Raw genomic sequence first — 25297 nt, forward strand, 5'->3', positions numbered from 1 at the left:
ATTTTTGATAGATGATACTACCCTTAACTAAACTTTTAAAAAAAATTTAATAAGTATATTCAACCAGATGCCCATACTCACGCAGGGCCGTGTATAAATTATGTTGATAATATTTTTAAATATTTTATTTACACTATTGCCTTTTTCACTTAAAAGCCTGATATTTGCAAACTCTTTTTAGAAGAAGGGTAAATAAAAAATATTTGTCATGTCAAGAATTTGTGATTTAACAGGAAAAGGCTACATGAACGGTCATAACGTTTCTAACTCAAACGTTAAAACCAAACGCAAGTTTTATCCTAACTTAAAACTTAAGAAGTTTTATATACCTGAAGAAGATAAATGGATCACTTTAAAAGTATCTACTTCTGCTATTAAAACAATCAGCAAAAACGGTATAACTGCTTGTATCAACAAGTTTGTAAAAAAAGGTTCAATATAATTGCAGCCAGCGATTCGGAGAGCAGTGATGTTCACCCCGAGACCTGTAGCAGATTAAAAATACATCAAGATGGCTAAGAAAGGTAACAGAGTTCAGGTAATTTTAGAGTGCACAGAGCACAAAACCAGCGGCATGCCAGGTATGTCTCGCTACATTACCACCAAGAACAAAAAAAATACAACTGAGCGTTTAGAGTTGAAAAAATTCAACCCTGTATTACGTAAAGTAACAGTTCACAAAGAGATTAAGTAATTTGATTGAAGTATAAACGTTATAGATTTACTATTTCGATTTACACTCCAACATAAAAACATAATAACATGGCAAAGAAAGTAGTTGCAACCCTGAAAACAGGTAAAGGAAAAGAATTTTCAAAAGTTATTACAATGGTTAAGTCGCCACGTACAGGTGCTTACTCATTCAAAGAGCAGATCGTTCCAAACGATAACATTAAAGATGCTATTGCAGGTAAACTGTAATCACTTTTGATAAAAATATAAAAGCCGTCTTGTTTAAAACGAGAGGGCTTTTTTTGTTACAGGCAGATTGGTGTGCGAATATGCAGATGTGCAAATGTGCAGATGCTTTTTTTCGGGTATTAGGACAACAATCTGCACATTTGCATATATACACATCTGCATATTAACATGGGATTATTTGATTTTTTTAAAAAGAAAGAAACCACTCAGGAAGAGAAGCAGGTATTGGATGCCGGCCTCGAAAAAACCAAAGACAGTTTCTTTTCTAAAATAACCAAAGCTGTTGCAGGCCGCTCTACCGTTGATGATGACGTATTGGACGATCTTGAAGAAGTGCTGGTAACGTCAGACGTAGGTGTAACCACTACTCTAAAGATCATTGAGCGTATACAGGCACGTGTAGCACGCGATAAGTATGTAAGTACTTCGGAGCTTAATTCGCTGTTAAAAGACGAAATACAAAAACTGCTTGCCGAAAACAACAGTAACGACTTCCGCACCCTTGAGTACGGCGACCACAAGCCTTACGTAATTATGGTGGTGGGCGTAAATGGTGTAGGTAAAACCACTACTATTGGCAAACTGGCGCACAAGCTTAAACAGGCAGGCAACCAGGTGGTGTTAGGCGCGGCGGATACCTTCCGTGCGGCAGCTGTTGACCAGATCAAACTTTGGGGCGAGCGAGTTGGTGTTAAGGTTGTAGCCCAGGCTATGGGCAACGACCCTGCTTCGGTAGCTTATGATACCCTTCGCTCCGCAGTAGCCAATGGCGACGATGTGGCAATTATTGACACCGCCGGCCGTTTACATAATAAGGTAGGCCTCATGAACGAACTCACCAAGATCAAAAACGTGATGCAAAAGGTAATACCTGGCGCACCTCACGAGATATTACTGGTACTGGATGCATCAACAGGGCAAAACGCCATTGAGCAATGCAAACAGTTCACAGAAGCTACCGCGGTAAATGCCCTGGCTTTAACCAAACTGGACGGCACAGCGAAAGGCGGCGTGGTAATAGGTATATCAGACCAGTTTAAGATACCGGTAAAATACATCGGCGTTGGTGAAGGTATAGATCATTTACAGCTGTTCGACAGGCAGGAATTCGTCAACAGTTTGTTTAATTGATATAAAATATAAGGTTGTCATCGCGAGGAGGTACGACGAAGCAATCTCGTCGCTTGTAGATAATAAACGCGAGGAGATTGCCACGCTATCGCTCGCAATGACATAGTGAGATATAATGAGGACTAAGGAAATAAGTAAGCAAGTAAAGCCAACAGCAAAACCAAGAGTAAACGTTGTCACTTTAGGTTGCTCAAAAAATATTTACGACAGCGAAGTACTGATGGGCCAGCTTAAGGGCAATGCCTTTGATGTGGTACACGAGGCTGATAAAGTTGGCCAGAACGACATCGTAGTGATCAATACATGCGGGTTTATCGATAACGCCAAGCAGGAATCTATTGATACCATACTTCAATATAGCGAGCTTAAAGAACAGGGTAAGGTAGGTAAGGTGATTGTTACCGGCTGCCTTAGCGAACGTTACAAGCCCGAGCTGGAAGCTGAGATCACCAACGTTGATGCTTATTTTGGCACTAACGATCTCCAGAATATCCTGCAAAACATTGGCGCCGATTATCGCCACGAGTTGATCGGCGAACGCTTACTAACCACTCCTTCACACTTTGCTTATTTTAAAATTGCCGAGGGCTGTAATCGTCCCTGCTCTTTCTGCGCTATTCCTTTAATGCGCGGCAAACACGTAAGCACACCAATAGATCAACTGGTTAAAAATGCCCAAAGCCTGGTTGCTAACGGCACCAAAGAATTAATATTAATTGCGCAAGACCTCACCTACTACGGTTTAGACCTATACGGCAAACGTAATTTGGATGAGCTGCTTCGTCGCCTGAGTGATGTGAACGGTGTGGAATGGATAAGACTACAATACGCCTACCCTGCAGGCTTCCCGATGGAAGTTTTGGACGTGATGAACGAGCGTGATAACATCTGCAAGTACCTGGATATGCCCTTACAGCACATTACTGATAACATGCTGAGATCTATGCGCCGTGGTACTACCAAGCAAAAAACTATCGACCTGGTAAATGAGATAAGGGATCGTGTGCCGAACATCGCTATGCGTACCACGCTGATAACCGGTTACCCCGGCGAAACCCAGCAGGACTTTGAAGAGATGGCACAATGGGTGGAAGATACCCGGTTTGACCGTTTGGGTTGTTTCACTTACTCGCACGAGGAAAAAACCCACGCCCATACTTTAGTTGACGATGTACCTGAAGAAGTAAAGCAGGAGCGCGCCGATGCTATTATGGAGATTCAGCAGGGCATATCTTATGAAAAAAACCAGGAAAAGATCGGCAACACCTATAAAGTATTGATCGACAAGAAAGACGGAGGCTATTTCGTAGGTCGTACCGAGTATGACTCCCCCGAAGTAGATAATGAGGTTTTGATAGATGCCAGCGTGAATTATGCGGCAACGGGTACGTTTGTTAATGTAAAGATCAACAGCGCGGAAGACTTTGACCTTTATGGACAAATTGTAAAATAAAACCGTTTGCAGCGGCTCCGTGTTGCTATTCAAATATTAAAATCTAATTTCGACATTGTTATTTTAGAAATTTCGATGTTCGTTATTCGAAATTCAATGTTCGATATTACTCAACAATAAATGGAAGCTGCCTGTATTGACTATAAAGACACGGGATTCTTTTCCCAAACGGTGATCGATTACCTGGAAGATGTTCCGGAATTACGTTCCTTTTACTGTTACAGGCCAACGCTTCAAGGCTTCGCTGAGTTTTTCAATAATAAAAAGATTGTAGCAAACCGCCCTCTCCTTACTCAAGTTTTAACCGAACAATACTTTGGCAAAGGCGCTGATTTCCCGCAATTAGAATCGCAGGAGTTTGTTAAAGCGCAAATAGAGCTGCTGAAAAACGACAACACCTTTACCATCACTACCGGCCATCAGCTAAACATTTTTACAGGGCCTCTTTACTTTATTTATAAGATAGTAACCGCCATAAAGCTTTGCAGGCAGCTTAAAGAAGCCTTCCCTGATAAAGACTTTGTACCGGTATACTGGATGGCCTCTGAGGACCATGATTTTGCCGAGATCAACTACACCAATATCGGTGGTAAAAAAGTGCATTGGTGGTATGAAGCTGCCGGTGCTACAGGCCGTATTAATCCCGATACTATGCGCCAGGCGATTAACCAATACAAAGGTGTTTTGGGTATTGATGGGCACTCGTCTGAACTGGGCGAAATGGTGGAGACTGCTTATACCAAATTTGATAAACTGGCTGATGCCACCCGTTACCTGGTAAATGCCTTATTCGCGCAGTATGGTTTGGTGATCATAGATGCAGACGACCGCAGGCTAAAAGCCGAATTTGCACCAATTATAGAACGCGACATTATTGAGCAAAACAGCTTTAAAAACATCAGCGAAGCCAATTCCAAATTGCAGCAGTTGGGCGTACACATACAGGTTAATCCGCGGGAGATCAACTTTTTTTACCTGAAAGATCAGCTTCGTGAACGTATTGTGTTTGAAAACGGCCGCTACGCCGTGATGAATACTGACATATCGTTCACCGAAGATGAGCTAAAACAGGAGATACAAGCAGCGCCCGAACGCTTTAGCCCCAACGTAGTGATGCGCCCTTTATACCAGGAATGTATCCTACCCAATGCGGCTTATATTGGTGGTGGTGCCGAGGTAGTTTACTGGCTGGAGCTAAAATCTAACTTCGACTTTTACGGCATTGATTTTCCGGTGCTGATACTGCGCAACTCCGGTTTAGTGGTCCGCAAGGAAACCGCTGCCAAGATCAAAAGCATGGAGCTTTCTCCGGCTATGTTGTTTAAAAGCACCGATGAGATCAAGAACGACTGGGTGAAAAAACATAGCAACCATGATTTGAGCCTTACCGAAGAATGGCGCGAATTTGAGCGTACGTTTGAAAAAATAAAACTCGCTTCGCATAAGATAGACCCTACCCTGCCACCATCGGCAGCAGCCATACAGGCAAGGTTAAAACATGCCGTAGATAATTTTCAAAAGAAACTGGTAAAAGCCGAAAAGCGCAATTATCAAACCCGTCTTGAGCAGATAGAACATATTAAAGAAGACCTTTTCCCCAAAAACAGCCTGCAGGAACGTAATGAAAATTTTGGCCTCAGCTACGTAAAATGGGGACAGTTATTTATTGACGAACTGATACGTAATTTTGAACCGCTGGATTTTAAATTCACGGTATTAACAGAATAGATATTTGCAAGAAATCTAATCTTATGCATACTCAAAAAATCACCTTCGGCAGTGGTTGCTTCTGGTGTACCGAAGCCATTTTCCAAAGTGTTAAAGGAGTACTCTCGGTAACATCGGGCTACATGGGCGGTACGGTTCAAAACCCTACCTATATGGAAATTTCCAACGGCCAAACCGGTCATGCCGAAGTGGTTGAGATAGAATTTGATGCCGATATAGTTTCGTTGGATGAGCTGTTGCTCTTTTTCTTTAAAACTCACAATCCAACCAGCCTTAACCGCCAGGGCGGCGATATCGGCACCCAATACCGTTCCGTTATCTTTTACCATACCGATGAACAAAAACAAAAAGCGGAGGCTATGATCAAACGGCTTACCGATGAAAAACTTTTTGATAAACCCATCCTGACCGAACTCAGCCCTGCATCAGCATTTTATAAAGCTGAGGACCATCATCAAAATTATTACAGCACCAACCCGCTAAAGCCATACTGTAACGTTGTTATTCATCCCAAATTGAATAAGTTTGTGAAGGAGTTTACAGACAAAATAAAGCCCGAATTATTGTAAGGGCTAATTAGCTTTCCTTATGAAAAAAATCATCGGTATCATATTCGCAGGCACCGCTTTATTGGCTGCCTGCTCTGCGCCAAAACAAACGCAGCAAAGTGTTTCATTAGCAAACGGTGGCAAGGTATGGGCCTCGCTGTGGCAGCAGCGCGCGGCAGAATATAAAGCGCTTTGTTTCCAGGCATATAATTTGGCTAAGTTAAGATTGGATGAAGCACTGGCTAAACCATCAGCAGATGCCAAACCCATGGCCGTAGTGACTGATATTGACGAAACCCTGCTCGATAACAGCCCTTACGATGCTATGCGTGCTTTAAATAATCACGAATACACCTTAGATACCTGGAAGGCCTGGACGCAAAAGGCCGAAGCGGATACCGTACCCGGCGCGCCTGCGTTTTTTAAATATGCGGCATCAAAAGGAGTACAAGTCTACTATATTACCAACCGCGACGAAAGTGAACGCGAAGGCACCACTAAAAACCTGCAGAGATACGGCCTGCCATTTACCGACGCGGCACATATCTTTTTAAAGAATGGCCCATCGAGCAAGGAATCCCGCCGCCAGCAGGTATTGGCCAAATGTAATATTGTTTTGCTATGCGGAGATAACCTACCCGATTTTGACAAGGCTTACGATAATAAACCATCCGAAGCAGACCGCACAGCTGCAACCGAGCGTTTGAAAAAGGAGTTCGGGAGCAGGTACATTGTAATACCTAACCCCTCCTACGGAGATTTTGAAGCCGCACTTTTCAAGTACAATTACAAACTTAGCGGCGCTCAAAAGGATTCCGTGATCAAAGCGAACATTAAGACAGATAAACAATAATTCCTTTTTTAATATAGCCTCGGGCGATTTCAGCAAATTGAAACCGCGCGAGGCCTTATTTGTTAATAGCTCTTAAACGCTCATACCAACATGACCATTCTTGAAAATGAATACCTAAAGGCAACCATAGATGCCAGGGGTGCACAATTAACGTCAATTATAAATAAGCAAACCGGCGTTGAACACCTATGGCAGGCCAACCCGGATATTTGGGCTTATCATGCACCTAACCTTTTCCCTATTGTTGGTGGTTTACTAAATAATGAGTTGCATGTAGATGGCAAAACCTACAACATGAACAGGCATGGCTTTGCCCGCCAATCTGAGTTTTTGGTATTGGAAGGCGATAACGAGCATGCCGGATTTTCTCTGCCATATTCAGACCATACTTTGGAGGTTTACCCTTATAAATTTGATTTCCAGGTACTGTACACGCTGATCGAAAATGCCCTGCGTATTACTTATAAATTGATCAACCGCGACACCCAAACTGTATATTTTTCGGTAGGCGGCCATCCTGCTTTCAACGTTCCGTTTAACAGTGGCGAAGCCTACGAAGATTACTACCTTGAGTTTGAAGGCCAGGAAGACCTGCACTCACACTTACTGAACAGCGACGGCCAGTTTACCGGTGAAACTACACTTATCCCGTTAAATAATAAACAACTGCATTTAAACCGTGATTTGTTTGCGAATGATGCTTTGGTATTTAAAAATCTAAAATCGAGATTGGTGACCATTAAAAGCACTAAGCACGACCAGACATTAGCCGTAGAATTTCCGCATTTTAATTACCTGGGTATATGGTCAAAACCCGGTGCCGATTTTGTTTGCATAGAGCCCTGGCTGGGTTGCGCCGACAAAGCCGGTGAGCCTGTAGACATTAAAGAGAAAGAGGCTATACAAAAAGTAGCCGTTGGTCACGTGTTTGAAGCATCGTACTACGTAAGTATCTGATTAGGATTTTTTTAATATTTAGAAAACATTTACATCACTTTGGCACTTTAATACATACTCAACAATAATTAAAGCTATGAAAAACAAATTTTATCTATTCGCCATCGCTCTTTTACTAACTGTGTTTTCTTTTAACGCCAATGCAGCTACCGTTATCGACACTAAAGATATGTACAAAGAGGCGGCTGCCAATATGACCAAAGAACAGCGCATTGCCCGTTGCGAGGAAATTAAAGAACGCGTTGAAGAAATTAAAGCGATGGACAAATCTCAGCTTAACAAAGCCGAGAAAAAAGAGCTTAAATCTGAGCTTAAAGAATTGAAAAAAGAAGCTCAGGCTATGGGTAGCGGTGGTATTTACCTTTCATTAGGTGCTATCATCATTATTATCCTGGTTCTTATCCTGATCCTGTAATCAGCGATAACACCAAAAAGTAAAGCCTCCTCATGTACATGAGGAGGCTTTACTTTTTAAGGCTGTACCATATTAGTAATGGTAACGTACAAAAGCCTCCATAGCGGCATATTCGGCCATACCTAATTTATCGTAGGCCTGTGCTGTTTCGCGGTTGCGGTCTTCGGCACGTACCCAAAACTCGCGCGCGTCGTCACCAGGGAAAACAGGGCGGTCTTTTTGCGATTGATGTTTAAAGATAGCGTTGCGTTTGCGTAACACCTCTGCCGGTGATAGCGGAACCGCCATCTCAATTTCGTGCGTTGGGAATTCCTGCCATGCACCACGGTACATCCATACCCAGCAATCCTTTACCCAGTCTTCTGTCTGGCGCAAGCGGCGCAACGATTCAATGATGATATTGAAACATACTACGTGTGTGCCATGCGGATCGGCAAAGTCACCTGCGGTAAATACCTGGTGCGGTTTCACTTTTTGCAGCAACTCCATTGTCAGCCTGATATCTTCCTCGCCAACCGAATTTTTTTGCGTTTTACCGGTTTCGTAAAAAGGCAGCGCCTGAAAATGTATATTACTATCAGGTACCCCCGCGTAACGCGCACCGGCAATCGCTTCGGTTTTACGTATAAAGCCCTTTACATCACGTATCTCCGGCGTATCTATCTGGTTAGGCTTTTTGGTGACCATAAATTTGCGCATATCTTCATATATGCCTTTCATTTTAGCAGTGTCCTCTCCTACGCTTTCTTTAAAGTCTATAGCAAATTCCATAAAGCGTAACACATCATCGTCCCAAACAGCAGTATTGCCTGATGTTTGATATGCCACATGCACATCATGCCCTTGGTCAACCAGGCGGATAAACGTACCACCCATTGAGATCACATCATCATCGGGGTGCGGAGAAAATACAATAGAGCGTTTGCGTGCAGGTTCTGCGCGTTCCGGGCGCTGGCTATCGTCAGATCCTGGTTTACCACCCGGCCAACCGGTAATAGTATGCTGTACCTGGTTAAATATATCAATATTGATCTGGTAAACCGGGCCCTTTTCTACCGCCAGTTGGGCCATACCATTGTTGTTATAATCCTCTTCGGTAAGTTTAAGAATAGGCTTACCTACCGCGGTTGATAACCATATCACCGCTTTCTTGATCAGTGTTTCATCCCAAACACAGTCTTTAACCAACCATGGCGTATCAAAACGGGTTAAGCCCGACGCGGCATCAACATCCAGCACAAACTCTACGTTGTCTGATAGCTGCAGGTAAGTAGCAGGCACATCACCTGATATTTCGCCCTCCACAGCCTGACGAATAATAGGCGCTTTTTTAGCGCTCCAGGCCATCAGGATAATTTCGCGCGCTTTAAAGATGGTGCCTACCCCCATTGTAATGGCCTTAGTAGGCACATTTTGCTTACCACCAAAATCACGCGAGGCATCGCGGCGGGTAAGGTCGTCAAGGGTTACCAGGCGTGTACCCGAGTTTGGCGCTGAGCCCGGTTCGTTAAAACCGATGTGACCGGTACGACCTATACCTAATATTTGCAGGTCAAGCCCGCCCAGTTCTTCTATCTGTCTTTCATACTCCAAACAAAACGCGGCTACATCATCAGCCGCGAGTGTACCATCAGGTATGTGTACATTGGCCTTGTCAATATCTACATGGTTAAACAGGTTCTCATTCATGAAGGTCACGTAGCTCTGGTCGGCATCCGGCTTCATGGGATAATACTCATCAAGATTAAAGGTGATCACATTTTTAAAAGATAACCCCTCCTGTTTGTGCAGCCTTACCAGTTCGGCATACACCTGTATAGGGGTAACACCTGTAGCCAGGCCCAACACTGCCTGCTGTCCTGCTGCCTGTTTGCTGCGTATCAGATCGGCTATGCGCTTAGCAACAGCCACCGAAGCCGCTTTCTGGTCTGAGTAGACCGTTACCGGCAGCTTCTCATACCGGGTTTCTTCTAATAAATTTAATCGTGCCATAAAAGGTTATTTAATTGTTCAATATCTAAAAAAATCAGGGCAAAAAAAATCCCCACCTAAAAAGTGAGGATTTACAACCAATTAACTAAATAAATTAACTCCCTATGCAGGAGCAAGTTTGATTTTATATCTGATGTACCTAAAATCATTACACAAACTTAGTAAATAATTATTCAGTAGCAAAATACTTTTTAAAATTATTTAAAAAGATAATTTATCAAGTGCCTGCTTAATATCGTCTGTCAGGTAACCGGCATCCTCCAGCCCAATGTACATCCTTATCAGTTGTTGGCGTTCATTTGAAGTTTCATAATCAGACGGCTTAACACCGGCAATAGCCGGGATAACCAAACTCTCGTGCCCGCCCCATGATACGGCCATTAAAATATGTTTCAGGCTATCACAAAAGCTTTCTATACGCTGCCATGTGGAGTTTTTTAGTGTAAAACTGAATAGCCCCCCGCAGCCACTCATTTGCCGCCGGGCTAACTCTGATTGTTTAAAATCTGCATCAAAAGGCCATAAAACCTTATCAACCTGCGGTTGCTGTTTTAACCACGCTACCACCTGTTTGGTTGTTTCAAAACTCCTGCCCAGGCGTAATGGTAAGGTACGTAAACCGCGTATGAGCAACCACGCCGAATGTGGCGACAATGCCGCGCCGATATTGAGGAATTCCTGTTCGAATATGCGTTTAATAAGCGATTTACTACCTGTTACTACCCCGGCTACCACGTCAGAATGACCACCTATGTATTTAGTGGCTGATTGCGCCACCAGGTCTATCCCCAGTTGAATAGGCTGCTGGTAAAGCGGTGTACAATAGCTATTATCAATCATGGTAATGATACCGTGTTGCCCGGCTATAGCTGCTACAGCAGCCAGGTCCTGCAACTCGTAGCTAAAGGTGTTGGGGCTTTCAAGGTATATCAGTTTGGTGTGGGGCTGTATAGCTTTCGCTATATGCTCAGCATCCGTACCATCGACAAAAGTAGTGCTGATGCCGTATTTAGGCAGCAGGTGGTCAAATAACTTCACTGTCCAGCTGTAGGGGTTACGTACCGATATTACATGGTCACCCTGCTTAAGCAAAGCCAGTACCGGTATAGTTATGGCGGCTATACCGCTGCTAAAAACCAAAGCGTCTTCTGCACCATCAAGGGCGGCCAATTTTTGCCGTAAAATGTTAAGCGTTGGGTTTTGCCCCCGCGAATAAAGTGTAGCTTCAAACTCATCACTGAGCGCCTCGCGAAAATCATTTACCGTATTAAAGGTAAAATTGCTGCTTTGCATAATTGGCGGCGATACCGAGTTAAAATATTGGTCGCGCTCTTCGCCAAGTTCGTTCAGGATGTAAGATAAGTCCATTGTTTACTCAGGTTGTATAGTTTTGGGTTTACGCGCACCGAGATAATAAATACCTAAACCCAAAGCGTAAGCCGCAAGGCACCAAAAGGCGGCAAAAGGATCTTCCTTAAAAGTTATAAAGATGTTAACGGTAACAAACCAGTAAGCCAGTATAAAAATCACCGGGATAAGCGGGAACCATTTAATGACATAGATGCCACTGGTGTCCAGGTCTTTTGTACGCTTTCGCAAAATAAAAATGGTTAAAGCGCAAAGCGAAAGCCCGATAGTATCAAAAAACATTACGTACTTAAGCATCTGGCTAAAAGAATCTACAAAGAACAAAATGATAAGTGCGGCCGCCACAAACACCGTCATCCCGAGTTCCTGTACCTGCGTTTTGGGGTTTACACGTTTAAATATCGGTGGCAATATACCGTCTTCGGCCATGGCATAGTATACCCGCGGGTTAGCCAGGATGTTCACGTTTACATATCCCAGTACCGATACAAACATGAGTATTGAAGTTACCTTGTAACCCGTAGGACCAAAAATTACACCTGCCAGTTTTGCCGCCAGTGTGTGGGTTTGCTGTATGCCCCCTATGCCTAAGACCGCGTAGTACGCGTAATTAATGGCCAGGTAAAGCGCAATAACGGTGCTTATGCCAAATACGATGGCTTTAGGAATATTAGCTTTGGCATTAATAATATCGCCGCCAAAGTTGATGGTTTGCTGATAACCGCCGTAAGTAAAAAATACCGCCACCAGGCTAAGGCCGAAAGCTGATATCATGTTACCACCCTGTGCAGGAACCGCGGTAGCTACATGGGCTGTAGCATCGCTTTTAAATATAGCCGTACACAAAACCAGTATGGCCACTACTTTAAATATAGTGAGTACGTTTTGGGCGCGTGCACTCAATTTTATGCCTAAAAAGTTAATTACATATAAGATAAGCACGGTTAAAATGGTGGTAATTTTAGTACCCGCCTGGTTTTGCAAACTTGCAGGCAGCAATATGGGGTTAATGTACTCGGCACCCAGCAGGGCAACAGCCGCAACTGATGAGGCGTTACTGATCACCAGCACCCAGTTGATCATGAATGCGAAAGCAGGGTGATAGCAATACGAGAAAACTTTATAAAAGCCACCTGTAGTTGGGTAACGCGCGCCTATCTCGGCAAAAGTTAGTGCACCGCACAAAGTAACCAATCCGCCAAATATCCATGCGCCAAAAAACACCCACGTGTTACCGGCCTTAACTGCTACATCGCTTGGGCTGCCAAATATGCCCATGCCTATAACCAGGCTAATCACGATCATGCTGAGGTCGAAGCGGTTTAGGCGGGGCTGTATACTCATGTTATATTTTTAAATAAAAATTGTATTTTAAACTTGTTGTAATTGAAATAGAAAAGTGTTTAATTCGTTTGGAAAACTAAACCGCCCTATTAAAATTATTTTGAAGCAATTTAAACAAATATTACTTACAGGTATATGGATGTTTGCTTTTGTACCGGCTCTGTTTGCGCAAAGCGGTAAAGAGCACAAAGCTTCGTTAAAAACCCGTAAAGTAAAATTTGCTTCCGCGCAGAAAAACCTTATAACAAGCCAGCAGCTTAAAAATTTTTTACAACTGGTAGCTGATGCCAATGCCACATTCAGCTTTCCCAAAGGCTTTAAAGAAATAAAGGCGCCCAATAACGAGGATGTTTCTTTCGATTATGCCATGGAGATGCCTGGTAAAGATTTTGAGTTATGGCTGCAGGTACGCTCACAAAAAGAGAACTGGGCAGCCTATGAAAAAACGCTTAACGATAAGGCTAACCAGCAGGCTAATCCCGATTCATTATACTACGAAATAGGAAAAGCGCAGGCGCTGGCCTTCTCGGGTGATAACGCTCCGCTTGAGCGGGTACTACCCGCCAGCATAGCCGACCGATACAACGCCGATGCCGGCCGTTCCTTTATGATTAACCTGCCCGACGAGAAAATAACCAAGCATTACCGCTATGCATTGCTTATAACGCTGCAAAAATTCCACACAGGTACCATAATGGCTGTTTGCTTTTCTAACCAAAAAGGACCCGAGTTTTTCCGGAATATTGTTGGCGCCAGCAATTGCATAAAGTTTAAGCCCTGATAATAAGTGGTGTGGATATGTTAAGATTTTTAAATGCTCATTTAAAAATCAGTATGTTTATTTTTGCAAATAGGGCCTTCCGCGCCCGTAAGTACTACTGAGAAATTATGGCAGAGAATATAAATTACAACGACGATAGTATCCGTTCGCTCGACTGGAAAGAACACATCCGTTTAAGGCCGGGTATGTACATTGGTAAGCTGGGTGATGGCTCGGCTTATGACGATGGTGTATACGTGCTGTTAAAGGAGATAGTAGATAACTCTATTGACGAGTTTGTAATGGGATCGGGCCGTACCATTGATATCAACATGAGCGACCATAAGGTTTCTGTACGCGATTACGGCCGTGGTATACCTTTGGGAAAGGTGATCGATTGTGTATCAAAAATTAACACTGGTGGTAAATATGATAGCAAAGCCTTCCAGAAATCTGTTGGTTTAAATGGTGTGGGTACCAAGGCAGTTAATGCTTTGTCGACCTCTTTCACGGTGCAAAGCTACCGCGATAACCGCACTAAAATTGCCGAATTTGAGAAAGGCGAACTGGTACGCGAAGAACCTGAGAAAGATACTACTCAGCGTAATGGTACAGCCATCAACTTCACGCCCGATAACAGCATTTTCCGTAACTACCGTTTTATACCGGAGTTTGTGGAGAATATGATCTGGAACTACGTGTTCCTCAACTCGGGGCTTACCATCAATTTTAATAACCAGAAATATTTTTCGGAGCGCGGCCTTTATGACCTGCTTACCCGTAACGCTGATGCCGAAAACCTGCGCTACCCTATCATCCATCTCAAAGGCGAGGATATTGAAATAGCCATGACACACGGCCAGTCATACGGCGAAGAATATTACTCATTTGTAAACGGGCAGCACACTACCCAGGGCGGTACGCACCAGGCGGCCTTTCGCGAAGCAGTGGTTAAAACCATAAGGGAATTTTATAAAAAGGAGTTTGACGCTGCTGATATCCGGGCATCTATTGTGGCCGCCATCGCAGTAAAAGTGCAGGAACCGGTTTTTGAATCGCAAACTAAAACCAAATTAGGATCACAAAATATCGGGCCTGATGGGCCGTCGGTACGTGGGTTTATCAACGATTTCCTGAAGAAAGAGCTGGATAATTACCTGCACAAGAATCCCGCTACCGCTGACGCCCTGCTGAAACGCATCCTGCAATCGGAACGCGAACGTAAAGATATTGCCGGCATTAAAAAGCTGGCTAATGATCGCGCCAAAAAAGCATCTTTACACAACCGTAAACTGCGCGATTGCAAGCTGCATTTTGATGATAACCACGAACGTAAACAGGAAACCACGTTATTTATTACCGAGGGCGATTCGGCCAGTGGTTCTATCACCAAATCGCGAGATGTAATGACCCAGGCTGTATTCAGCTTAAAGGGTAAACCGCTTAACTGCTTTGGCTTAACCAAAAAGGTGGTTTACGAGAATGAAGAGTTTAACCTGCTGCAACACGCCCTGAACATTGAGGATGGCATTGATACGCTACGATACAACAATATTGTGATAGCTACTGATGCCGATGTGGATGGTATGCACATTCGCCTGCTGCTCATGACCTTCTTCCTGCAGTTCTTCCCTGACCTGGTAAAGGCCGGTCACGTATCTATACTGCAAACACCATTGTTCCGTGTGCGTAATAAAAAGGAAACCATTTACTGCTACAGCGACGAGGAACGCCGCAACGCCATAGCCAAACTGGGTAACAAGCCCGAGATAACCCGCTTTAAAGGTTTAGGTGAGATATCTCCGGAAGAGTTTGGTTTGTTCATTGGCAAGGATATGCGACTTGACCCGGTGATATTAAAGAACGCCGACATAAAATCATTACTGGAATATTTTATGGGCAAGAATACGCCAACCCGTCAGCAACATATTGTAAACAACCTGCGCGTAGAGAAGGACGACGAAAGCGTTAACCCGCTGGTTGCCGAAAAACTTGATGATGTAGAGCTCCCGGTAGCTGTGTAACAGAAATGATAGTAGCTTGAACCCGTAGTAACTATTGTTTTTTAATAAATTAAACTTACCTTGTATCCCCCGTTCTAAAAAGTGCGGGGGATTTTTGTTTATTACTAAAATAATACCCTCTCATTTGGAGAGGGTTGGGAGAGGCTTTATGACAAACCACGAGATCAACATATCCTTCAAAGAATATAATACTGTTGAAGATTTAAATATATCGGATAAACTGCTTTGCGAAGAAGCCGTTAAGGCTCTTGAATCATCACATTCGCCCTATTCAAAATTCAAGGTTGGTACCGCAGTATTACTGCAAAGCGGAACCATTTTACATGCCAGCAACCAGGAAAATGTGGCCTACCCATCCGGGCTTTGTGCCGAGCGGGTGGCGCTGTTCCATTGGGGAACGGCACATGCCAACGACCCTATTGTGGCTATGGCTGTTACCGCCCATACCAACGAATTTGAGTTAACAAAGCCCATTACCTCGTGCGGGGCCTGCCTGCAGGTAATGGCCGAATGTGAGAAAAGGCAACATCAACCTTTCAGAATATTGTTACATTGCAGTAATGGTCCAATTTGGGAGGTTAATGGTGTACAAAGCTTTTTGCCTTTCATGTTTTTTGAGGACCGACTTATACAACAACCATTACTATGAAAAAATTAATTCTGCTTTTTGTACTTGCACTGGCAAGCTTAGGTGCCTACGCCCAGAAAGGCTTTCCGTTTGATAACGAGATCCGCGATTTTAAACACGAGGATAGCCTAAAATTTCCACCTAAAAACGGCATTCTTTTTATCGGCAGTTCATCCATCCGGAAATGGACGGACCTGGAACAACGCTTCGCCGACAAACCCATCATTCGCCGTGGCGTTGGCGGTTGTACTATTGAACAACTGGTTAACTATTACATGCCTTACATTATGTACCCATACCACCCGCGTAAAATATTTATTTACGCCGGCGAAAATGATATAGCCGCAGGCAAAAGCGGGGAGTTTACAGCACGTGAGTTTTACCAGCTATGGGCCATGATCAAACAAAACCTGCCCAATGCCGAGATTTATTACCTATCTATAAAACAAAGCCCCAGCCGTGCTAAGTTCCTGCCTGAGGTACTTAGAGCTAACAGCCTTATTAAAGCGTTCATCAAAGGCAAACGCAAAACCCATTTTGTGGATGTAACTACAGTAATACTTGACCCCAACACGCAAAAACCTGATGCCAGCCTCTTTGAAAGCGATATGCTGCATTTGAACAGTAAAGGCTATGACAAGTGGCAGGCGGTACTTACGCCTTTGGTTAAATAAACTAATTGATGTCATTGCGAGGTACGAAGCAATCTTACACTACAAGCATTCATGCAACACGCCTGTGAGATTGCCACACTATCCCTCGCAATGACACTATATTTCCCTAAAACAGAAAAGCCCCTTTACAGGGGCCCATCTCACACTAAACACTAAAATAAAACTATTTGAAAACGCTGTAAACGTTGGTTATTTTCCAGCCTTTGCCGGTGTTGGCTATGGTTACGTAATTGCTGCGTGTAAAGTCGTGATATTTCATATCAACTTTTACTACCGCTATATTCAGGTTGCTTTCAACCACCTCTGTGTTAGTGGTGCAGGTCTGTTCAACGTTTTTTTCTGCTTTTAAAAAGTCGGTCATTTGCTTTTTATCAAAGCTCATTATAGTGTTGCCGCGCAACATGTTAAACTTGGCCGAAGGATCAACCACCTGGTTTAGTCCGTCAACTTTGCCGCGCGTCATGGCATCAAGATATACGTTTATGGCATGTACACGTGTAAGGTTTGCGGTAGGTTCATCGGCGGCTTTTGCAAAGCTGCAGGTAATTAACAAGGCTAATGCTATGGTTACTGATTTTAAGGTTTTCATGGTATTGATTTTTTTGATTTGAAGATTGTTTATTTATCTATAAGATGCAATAACCATATCGCGCGTTACAGCCTGAAATGTTAAAACGGCTCATTTAACAAACATTTAACATTTGGCGCTTCAAAAGATATCTTTGATACATGATCGATTACACCACCATTATACACCAATACGGAGAAAACGGTGAGAAGACCGGTTGGACGTATGTAATGGTTCCGTTTGATGTGGCGCAGGAGATATTACCCGGCAACAAGAAGGCCATGCGTGTGTGCGGATGGCTTGATGATCTGCCTGTTTCAGGCATGGCCTTACTCCCTGCCGGCGAGGGCGATTTTATACTGGCGTTACGTGCAGAAATACGAAAAGCTCTGCGTAAAGAAAAAGGTGCTATGCTCCGTTTAAGGCTGGAACATGACAAGGACTTTAAACTGGAAATGCCGGCCGACCTGCAGGAATGTTTTGAGTATGAACAACCTGAAGCACTTGCTTGGTTTTATAGCCTGTCTAAATCGCACCAGGGTTATTTCTTTAAGTGGATAAATGGTGCCAAAACCGAACAAACACGCGCTAACCGCATAGCGGCTACCATTAACGCAGCTAACCAGCGTATGGATTACGGGGCAATGATAAGGGAATTGAAAAAATTGAGGGAGTGACAATTTAAATCATTGCCATCACTTACAAATACCGTTGCCTAAAGGCATCGGCAATGATAAAGCAATCCCAAAAGAACAAGTTAGATTATATTAATATCATTAATTTCTGTCAATGGGTTACAGGCAATCCTATGGAACCAAGATAGGAACATACCCAATCATTGCTGTTGACTTCAGTCAACGGATTACAAAGCAGTACTGAAAAGATCAAGTTAGCATATCCCAATCATTGCCGTTGGCATCAGCCAACGGATCACAAAGCAGTACTAAGGAAACTCAATTACAACAAGCCCAATCATTACCGTTGGCTTCAGCCAACGGATCACTTACAAACACCGTTGCCTGAAGGCAACGGCAATGAGAAATCAGCCTGTAAAAAGTCGAAGCCTTGCAAATCAATAAAGTGTTAAAATGTGCATAAAATATGCTAATTCGCACCTTATCATATCTGCACATTCTCTTATCTTTACCCATCCGCATTAATTTTATAGCTGTATAAATGAGCGAAGATATTAGCCACACTGATACTCCCGAAAACAACGAAGATAACGTACTTCATAATGTAACCTCACTCAACGGGTTATACGAAAATTGGTTCCTGGATTATGCCTCTTATGTAATTCTTGACCGTGCCGTGCCGCACATTAACGACGGCCTAAAACCCGTGCAGCGCCGTATATTACACTCGCTGAAAGAGATGGACGATGGCCGCTATAACAAAGCCGCCAACGTTATTGGTAACACTATGAAGTACCACCCGCATGGCGATGCCTCCATTGGCGATGCCATGGTACAGATAGGACAGAAAAACCTGCTGATAGATTGCCAGGGTAACTGGGGTGACCCCATAACCGGCGACTCCGCAGCGGCACCGCGTTATATTGAGGCCAGGCTTTCAAAATTTGCACTGGATGTAGTGTTCAATCCTGACACTACGGTTTGGCAGGCCAGTTATGATGGCCGTAACCGCGAGCCTATTACCCTTCCGGTTAAGTTCCCTTTATTGTTGGCGCAGGGTGCCGAAGGTATTGCCGTAGGCTTGGCTACCAAGATTTTGCCACATAATTTTGTGGAACTACTGGATGCTTCGGTCGGCGTATTGCGTGGCGAACGCCCGAATTTATTTCCGGATTTCCCTACTGGTGGCATGGCTGACGTATCTGCTTACAATGACGGGCAGCGCGGCGGCAAAGTGCGTGTACGCGCCAAAATTATCGAGCGTGACAAAAAAACACTGATCATTAATGAGATACCTTTTAGTACTACCACCGGCAGCTTAATTGATAGCGTAATATCGGCTAACGACAAGGGTAAGATCAAGATCAAGAAAATAGAAGATAACACCGCCAAGGATGTAGAGATTGTAGTGCACCTCGCGCCGGGTATTTCTCCCGATGTTACCATCGATGCTCTTTACGCATTTACCGACTGTGAGGTTTCCATATCGCCCAACACCTGCGTAATACAGGACGATAAGCCACGCTTTATGAGCGTGAACGATATGCTTACCGAAAGCACACACTTTACCAAGGACCTGCTGAAACAGGAGCTGGAGATAAAGCTGAAAGAGCTGATGGAAAAGATATTCTTTAGCTCACTGTTAAAGATATTTATACAGGAAGGGATGTATAAACACCCCGACTATGAAAGCTCTACAGATTTTGAAACGGTGGTTGGTGTGCTTAATCGCTTATTCGAGCCGTTTTTCCCTCAATTCTATCGCCCCATTACGCCTGAGGATTATAAAAAGCTCATTGATAAGCCAATGAGCAGCATCACCCGCTTTGACGTAAAGAAAACGGATGAACAGATCAAAAATCTCGAGGCGGAAATAAAAACAGTTAAGCACCATCTTAAGCACCTGGTTGATTATACCATTGCCTGGTTTGAAAAACTGAAAGAGAAATACGGTAAAGGCCGAGAACGTAAAACCGAACTACGCACTTTTGACCGTGTTGAAGCGGCGCAGGTTGCGTTGGCAAATGTTAAGCTTTATGTAAACAGAGTCGACGGCTTTATCGGCTCCGGCTTAAAGAAAGACGAGAATGTAGAACTCATTGGCGAATGCTCTGATATTGACGACATTATCGTGTTCCGTAATGATGGCCGCTTTATTGTAACCAGAATGCAGGATAAAGTTTTCGTAGGTAAGGATATTGTACACGTAGCCGTTTTCAAGAAAAACGACGAGCGCACCGTATACAACATGATCTACAAGGATGGGCAAAGCGGTGTAGCTTATATTAAACGTTTCTCGGTTACCGGTATCACGCGTGATAAGGAGTATGACCTCACCAAAGGCTCAAAAGGCTCCAAAGTATTGTACTTCACTGCCAACCCTAACGGTGAGGCCGAAGTAGTGAACGTGCAGCTGAAACCTCATTCCAAACTTAAAAAGCTCCAGTTTGATGAAGATTTCGCGCAGATAGCTATCAAGGGCCGCGCCTCAATGGGTAATATCGTTACCAAATATCCTATCAAAAAGGTTTTACTGAAAAGCAAGGGTATTTCTACCCTTGCCGGCAGAAAAATATGGTACGATGATATCCTGAAACGCCTCAATGCCGATGGGCGCGGCAAATACCTGGGCGAGTTTGATGGCGACGATCGCATCCTTACCGTGATGGCTAACGGCGTTTACGAGCTTACCAGTTTCGATCTCAATAACCACTTTGATGATAAGATGATCCTGATCGAGAAATATGACCCTGCTAAAGTATTCGCGGTGGTACATTATGACGGGAAATCTAAGAATTACATGGTAAAACGCTTTGTGTTCGAGGCAATAGCTATAGGTAAACAATCCGGCATCATCAGTGATGAGAGTGGTTCTAAACTGGTCATTATATCCGGCGCGGCACAGCCGGTGGTTAAGGTAGAGCAATTAAAGGGCAAAACCGCAGTAGAAGAAACGGTAGAGCTTAACCTTACCGATCTGATAGATGTTAAAGGGATGAAAGCGATGGGTAACCGCCTGTCGGTACACCAGGTAAAAGCTGTTGAGCTGATTGCCGAACATGATGATGAGGAAGACGTACCCGACCCTGCACCCGATTCTGTTGAAGATACCGAGATCATCATTACCCCTGAAGAAAAAGAGGTAAAAGACGCGGCTCCCGTAACTGAGGAGACCGAAAGTAGTCCTGAGCCGGCAGAGCAGCCCAAGAAAAAAATAGACCTGGAAATCACCAATCCGGACGATATAGATATAGATGATAAAGGCCAGTTAGGATTATTTTAAACTAAATTATATATGCTGAAACGTATTGTACTATGTGCCATGCTTGCTTTTGCCGGCAGCGTCACTTCTATCGCTCAAACTGCTACTCACACATTCGCCCTGGGTGATAAAGACTTTTTACTGGATGGAAAACCGCTGCAAATGATATCCGGCGAAATGCATTATGAGCGCATTCCGCGCGAATACTGGCGCGAGCGTATCAAAATGGCCAAAGCAATGGGGCTTAATACTATTGGCACCTATGTTTTTTGGAACGCTCATGAGCCTTTACAGGGGCATTATGATTTTACCGGTAACAATGATGTGGCCGAATTTGTACGCATATGCAAGGAAGAAGGTATGTGGGTAATTATGCGCCCCAGCCCTTATGCCTGTGCGGAATGGGAATTTGGCGGCTACCCATGGTGGCTGCTTAAAGACCGGAACATGAAGGTCCGCAGCAAAGAGCCCTCTTTTATCAATGCTTATCGTGCTTATATGATGGAGGTGGGTAAACAATTAGCCGCACTCCAGGTGAACCACGGTGGTAATATCCTGATGGTGCAGATAGAAAACGAGTACGGCTCATACAGTAACGACAAAGAATACCTGGCACAAAACGAAAAGATCTTTAGGGATGCCGGTTTTGATGGTTTGCTGTTTACCTGCGATGGACCAAGCCAGATGCCTGCCGGCTACCTACCCGGTTTTTTACCTGCCGTAAACGGCGAGGATAACCCGGCCAAGGTTAAAGAACTCATCAACAAGTATCATAATGGTAAAGGGCCTTATTACATAGCTGAATGGTACCCGGGCTGGTTTGATAGCTGGGGCAAACCGCACAGCGGGAGTAATGCCGATGAGGATGCTAAAAAGCTGGATGAGGTATTAGCGGCAGGTATATCTATTAACATGTATATGTTTCATGGCGGTACCACGCGCGATTTTATGAATGGTGCCAATATGAGCCGTAACGAGCCCTATTCGCCGCAAACCTCCAGCTATGATTATGACGCACCATTGAACGAAGCAGGCGACCCTACACCAAAATTCTACAAGCTGCGCGATGTAATTGCCAAACATTTACCGGCAGGGCAAACCTTACCGGAGATACCGCAAAAACGCCGTCGCACCTATGCGCTGGAAGTAACAAAGGTTTCGGGCGTGGCTAATTTGTTCAATAACCTTGGCCTGCCTACAGAAAGCGAACACCCTAGGAGCTTTGAGGATCTTGACCAGGGCTATGGCCTGGTGCTTTACCGTACTACTTTAGCGAATGCTTCAAACGGCCTGCTTAAAATTAAACAATTGAGAGATTACGCTACTGTTTATGTGAATGGTAAACGCTTAGCCGTTTTAGACAGACGCCTGGGCCAGGATTCGGTACAATTAGCGGGTGTTAGCCCCAACAGTACCCTGGATATTTTGGTAGAGAACAATGGCCGTATTAACTATGGTCCTTATTTAACCGATAACCGCAAAGGTATAACCGAAGCGGTAATCCTTAACGGGCAGGAATTGCTGGGCTGGAAGATGTATAAATTCCCGCTTAACAGCACATCGGGCTTTAAATATATCACATCACATGGAGAGGCTATACAACAACCGGTATTATACCGGGGTACTTTTTCGTTACGCGGTGTGGGTGATACCTACCTGGATATGCGCGCGTTTGGTAAAGGTATAGCATTTGTTAACGGACATAACTTAGGCAAATACTGGTATATCGGCCCCCAGCAAACCTTGTTTGTACCGGCTGCATGGCTCAAAAAAGGCACCAATGAGATCGTGATATTTGATGAGCTGCATAATACAGATGTCAAAGAGATCACCACCATTGACCACCCAATATTGAACGAATTACATAAATAAACACTTAAAAACAAGAAGAGCCGCATATGCGGCTCTTCTTGTTTTGCTCTCTGTGTCATTGCGAGGAGGAACGGCGAAGCAATCTCATAAGCATGTTAAGGTGCTTGTTCTGTTAGATTGCCACGCTATCGCTCGCAATGACATATATTATTTTTTCACTGCAGCCTGTGCTTTTTCAGCAGCTTCTAAGTGATGTTGCAGTATAGGTACATGTTTGGCGGCAAAGGCTTTAATTTCCGCGTCCTTGCCATCCTGCGCTTCCTTCTTAAACTCTTCGATATCCTCTTTATGGTCTTTAACCATGTATTCGGTGTATTTTTTATCGAACTCTGCACCGCTTAGTTTAGCCATATCGTCAACGTCTTTTTGCTTATCGTTTGACAGAATGGCCGGCAGGGTGATCACTTTAGTACCTGCCAGCGTTTTTAATTCAGCGTTGGCCTTTGAGTGGTCGTTAACCATCATCATACCAAACTCTTTCACTTGCGGCGATGAAGCTTTTTGCTGAGCCAGTTTGCCCAACGTAACTTCCAGCATGCCACCATTTGCGGCGTTCACCATAAACTTAGCATCATCCTTGAGTTCAGTAGAATCTTTAGATGCCAGTTCCTTTTTGTTGCTGTCAATAGCGGCATCGGTACTATTGCTCATTACGCTTTTTGAGCTGTCGGTATCCGCACCGCCTTTGCTTCCATTGCCGCTACATGCCGCGGCGGCAATCATAATTGTTCCTAATAGTAATTTTGTTACGTTTTTCATGATAGATTTTTTACTTATTAGTTAACCAACAATTATGCCACGGAGTTTGCTTAAGTATCAATTTATCAGTCACGCAAATATTTGAATTTAGACTTTATCCCTTTGAGGATAATCTTCTCATTTGCCATGTATACAATCTATTGTACGCTTCAATTGATGTTGCATGATACCAGACCTTCTCTTATTCGTAAAATCACACATTAAAAGACCTGGTATCAGCTTTATTCTTTAACAAATATTCAATAATCCTTTCATGCGGATTAAAGGGCGCCAGCTCATCTAACCCCATGGATTTAATGGCAATTTTAATTAACTCACTTTCGCTTACGCCTACCGATCTCTTTTGCTTACGCAGAAAGTATTTACCTGCCTCCAGCATTGCTTTTAAGGGTATCAACCCTATCAGTTCGCTGCCGGTGACACGGATGCCGCGTTCATTGGCTTTCTTGCAAACCTCGTCGAAGGCCACATGTACCGGCGTAACTTCAATGTTGGTTATATTCATGGACACCTGGGCAATGCCGTATTCCTTAATAAACCAGCCTATCGCCTTAACACTTTTGAGTGAACCGGCGATTCTCTTTAATTTACTGTTATTATCGGTTAGTACTTTACCTGTTATGGGGTCGTTTTCGCGTAAGCTGCGGCCGCTTTCGCGTACATCAAATGCTATAGCATTGGCTAGTTGGGTAGAGGTGGTATTTAGATTAATATTGTAAGCAACTAAAAAATCGCGTGCACCAATAACGGTAGCCCCACGCTTAACGTCATTCTCCGCCGGGCCAAAATCAGGTACCCATTCCGGCTGTTTTATTTTCTTAAAGAAACCTTCGTACTCACCTGCGCGGATTACAGATAAATTGCTGCGGCTTTTATTAGGCTGTGCATGTTCGTACAAGTAAGCGGGTATCTGCAATTCTTCCCCAACGCGCCTGGCCAGCTTTACGGCAAATTCTGCTGTTTCTTCCATACTGATATTGGCAATCGGTATCAGCGGACAAACATCTGTAGCGCCCATGCGTGGATGTTCGCCTTTTTGCTTACTCATATCAATCAACTCTCCGGCTTTTTTTATGGCCCGAAAAGCGGCCTCTATCACCTGCTCCGGTTCGCCCACAAAGGTTACCACTGTACGGTTGGTGGCCTTGCCGGGGTCAACATTTAACAAACGTACACCATCCACAGCTTCCACCACATCAGTGATCTGCTTGATAATACCCATGTTTACCCCTTCGCTGAAGTTGGGTACGCATTCAATTAACTTCTTCATATTTTGATTCCATTGAGTCAGCTTATGTCATTGCGAGAACGACAAAGCAATCTCATATACATCAATACCTGACCATTAAGATTGCTGCCGCTGCTAATATAACACGGTTACAAAGTTTTCAGAGCTTATAATAAG

General features: G+C 43.9%; 23 protein-coding genes. 17 read left to right on the forward strand and 6 right to left on the reverse strand.

Translation table 11 applies throughout. The features are described 5' to 3' along the window. The first annotated feature begins 208 nt into the window (after positions 1 to 208). The 10 genes from rpmB to CKK33_RS19045 all read left to right on the forward strand — a co-directional run bounded on the left by rpmB (position 209) and on the right by CKK33_RS19045 (position 8006). Entirely contained in the window at positions 209 to 442 is a 234-nt protein-coding gene (rpmB, locus tag CKK33_RS19000; RefSeq protein ID WP_095705630.1) for a 50S ribosomal protein L28, read from the forward strand. A gap of 69 nt (positions 443 to 511) precedes the next feature. Then, complete coding sequence (gene rpmG, locus CKK33_RS19005) at positions 512 to 694, forward strand: 50S ribosomal protein L33 (RefSeq protein WP_022830075.1); 183 nt, start codon at positions 512 to 514, stop codon at positions 692 to 694. 68 nt (positions 695 to 762) lie between these two features. After that, a complete protein-coding gene (locus CKK33_RS19010; protein WP_095705631.1) occupies positions 763 to 921 on the forward strand; it encodes a DUF4295 domain-containing protein in 159 nt (52 codons plus the stop codon). A 168-nt stretch (positions 922 to 1089) separates the two neighbouring features. Continuing rightward, complete coding sequence (gene ftsY / locus CKK33_RS19015) at positions 1090 to 2052, forward strand: signal recognition particle-docking protein FtsY (RefSeq protein ID WP_095705632.1); 963 nt, start codon at positions 1090 to 1092, stop codon at positions 2050 to 2052. A 115-nt stretch (positions 2053 to 2167) separates the two neighbouring features. Further along, a complete protein-coding gene (gene rimO / locus CKK33_RS19020) occupies positions 2168 to 3505 on the forward strand; it encodes a 30S ribosomal protein S12 methylthiotransferase RimO (RefSeq protein ID WP_095705633.1) in 1338 nt (445 codons plus the stop codon). Positions 3506 to 3625: 120 nt separating this feature from the next. After that, complete coding sequence (bshC, locus tag CKK33_RS19025) at positions 3626 to 5233, forward strand: bacillithiol biosynthesis cysteine-adding enzyme BshC (protein ID WP_095705634.1); 1608 nt, start codon at positions 3626 to 3628, stop codon at positions 5231 to 5233. Positions 5234 to 5256: 23 nt separating this feature from the next. Further along, positions 5257 to 5802: a peptide-methionine (S)-S-oxide reductase MsrA gene (gene msrA, locus CKK33_RS19030; protein WP_095705635.1), complete on the forward strand. Its 546-nt coding sequence runs from the start codon at positions 5257 to 5259 to the stop codon at positions 5800 to 5802. A 19-nt stretch (positions 5803 to 5821) separates the two neighbouring features. Beyond that, on the forward strand, positions 5822 to 6634 hold the full coding sequence (locus CKK33_RS19035; RefSeq protein WP_095705636.1) for a 5'-nucleotidase, lipoprotein e(P4) family: 813 nt from the start codon (positions 5822 to 5824) through the stop codon (positions 6632 to 6634). Between the two features lie 90 nt (positions 6635 to 6724). After that, positions 6725 to 7591 carry an aldose 1-epimerase family protein gene (locus CKK33_RS19040; protein ID WP_095705637.1) on the forward strand — a complete coding sequence of 289 codons (867 nt, stop codon included), beginning with the start codon at positions 6725 to 6727 and terminating at the stop codon, positions 7589 to 7591. A gap of 76 nt (positions 7592 to 7667) precedes the next feature. Beyond that, entirely contained in the window at positions 7668 to 8006 is a 339-nt protein-coding gene (locus tag CKK33_RS19045; RefSeq protein ID WP_095705638.1) for a hypothetical protein, read from the forward strand. Between the two features lie 72 nt (positions 8007 to 8078). On the opposite strand, the gene nagB is transcribed toward CKK33_RS19045, so the two are convergent. From nagB to CKK33_RS19060, 3 genes are all read right to left on the reverse strand, one after another. Then, positions 8079 to 9998, reverse strand: coding sequence for a glucosamine-6-phosphate deaminase (nagB, locus tag CKK33_RS19050; protein WP_095705639.1), 1920 nt, complete (start codon positions 9996 to 9998; stop codon positions 8079 to 8081). Between the two features lie 201 nt (positions 9999 to 10199). Next, a complete protein-coding gene (locus tag CKK33_RS19055; protein WP_095705640.1) occupies positions 10200 to 11366 on the reverse strand; it encodes a PLP-dependent aspartate aminotransferase family protein in 1167 nt (388 codons plus the stop codon). 3 nt (positions 11367 to 11369) lie between these two features. Beyond that, positions 11370 to 12710: an APC family permease gene (locus tag CKK33_RS19060; protein WP_095705641.1), complete on the reverse strand. Its 1341-nt coding sequence runs from the start codon at positions 12708 to 12710 to the stop codon at positions 11370 to 11372. A 100-nt stretch (positions 12711 to 12810) separates the two neighbouring features. Between CKK33_RS19060 and CKK33_RS19065 the strand changes: the two genes are divergently transcribed. The 4 genes from CKK33_RS19065 (at position 12811) to CKK33_RS19080 (ending at position 16796) form a co-directional block, all read left to right on the forward strand. After that, positions 12811 to 13491, forward strand: coding sequence for a hypothetical protein (locus CKK33_RS19065; RefSeq protein WP_143823004.1), 681 nt, complete (start codon positions 12811 to 12813; stop codon positions 13489 to 13491). Positions 13492 to 13598: 107 nt separating this feature from the next. After that, the gene (locus CKK33_RS19070; RefSeq protein WP_095705643.1) at positions 13599 to 15494 is read left to right on the forward strand and encodes a DNA topoisomerase IV subunit B; all 1896 of its coding nucleotides are present in this window, start codon (positions 13599 to 13601) and stop codon (positions 15492 to 15494) included. 124 nt (positions 15495 to 15618) lie between these two features. After that, a complete protein-coding gene (locus CKK33_RS19075; RefSeq protein ID WP_369803583.1) occupies positions 15619 to 16143 on the forward strand; it encodes a cytidine deaminase in 525 nt (174 codons plus the stop codon). After that, positions 16140 to 16796, forward strand: coding sequence for a GDSL-type esterase/lipase family protein (locus tag CKK33_RS19080; RefSeq protein WP_095705645.1), 657 nt, complete (start codon positions 16140 to 16142; stop codon positions 16794 to 16796). Before CKK33_RS19075 ends, CKK33_RS19080 begins: the two co-directional genes overlap by 4 nt. A 163-nt stretch (positions 16797 to 16959) precedes the next feature. On the opposite strand, the gene CKK33_RS19085 is transcribed toward CKK33_RS19080, so the two are convergent. After that, entirely contained in the window at positions 16960 to 17385 is a 426-nt protein-coding gene (locus CKK33_RS19085; protein WP_095705646.1) for a nuclear transport factor 2 family protein, read from the reverse strand. A gap of 140 nt (positions 17386 to 17525) precedes the next feature. On the opposite strand from CKK33_RS19085, the gene CKK33_RS19090 reads away from it, so the two are divergent. From CKK33_RS19090 to CKK33_RS19100, 3 genes are all read left to right on the forward strand, one after another. Continuing rightward, positions 17526 to 18041, forward strand: a complete 516-nt coding sequence (locus tag CKK33_RS19090) for a YdeI/OmpD-associated family protein (RefSeq protein ID WP_095705647.1) — start codon at positions 17526 to 17528, stop codon at positions 18039 to 18041. Positions 18042 to 18540: 499 nt separating this feature from the next. Beyond that, positions 18541 to 21282: a DNA gyrase/topoisomerase IV subunit A gene (locus tag CKK33_RS19095; RefSeq protein ID WP_095705648.1), complete on the forward strand. Its 2742-nt coding sequence runs from the start codon at positions 18541 to 18543 to the stop codon at positions 21280 to 21282. Between the two features lie 12 nt (positions 21283 to 21294). Further along, a complete protein-coding gene (locus CKK33_RS19100) occupies positions 21295 to 23133 on the forward strand; it encodes a glycoside hydrolase family 35 protein (protein ID WP_095705649.1) in 1839 nt (612 codons plus the stop codon). A 147-nt stretch (positions 23134 to 23280) separates the two neighbouring features. Here the strand turns inward: CKK33_RS19100 and CKK33_RS19105 are convergent, their stop codons facing one another. Both CKK33_RS19105 and ftcD read right to left on the reverse strand, forming a co-directional pair. Next, complete coding sequence (locus CKK33_RS19105; protein WP_095705650.1) at positions 23281 to 23892, reverse strand: DUF4142 domain-containing protein; 612 nt, start codon at positions 23890 to 23892, stop codon at positions 23281 to 23283. Positions 23893 to 24085: 193 nt separating this feature from the next. Continuing rightward, positions 24086 to 25162 carry a glutamate formimidoyltransferase gene (gene ftcD, locus CKK33_RS19110; RefSeq protein ID WP_095705651.1) on the reverse strand — a complete coding sequence of 359 codons (1077 nt, stop codon included), beginning with the start codon at positions 25160 to 25162 and terminating at the stop codon, positions 24086 to 24088. Between the last annotated feature and the right edge of the window lie 135 nt (positions 25163 to 25297).

The organism is Mucilaginibacter sp. MD40, from assembly GCF_002288635.1.
Taxonomy (GTDB): Bacteria; Bacteroidota; Bacteroidia; order Sphingobacteriales; family Sphingobacteriaceae; genus Mucilaginibacter.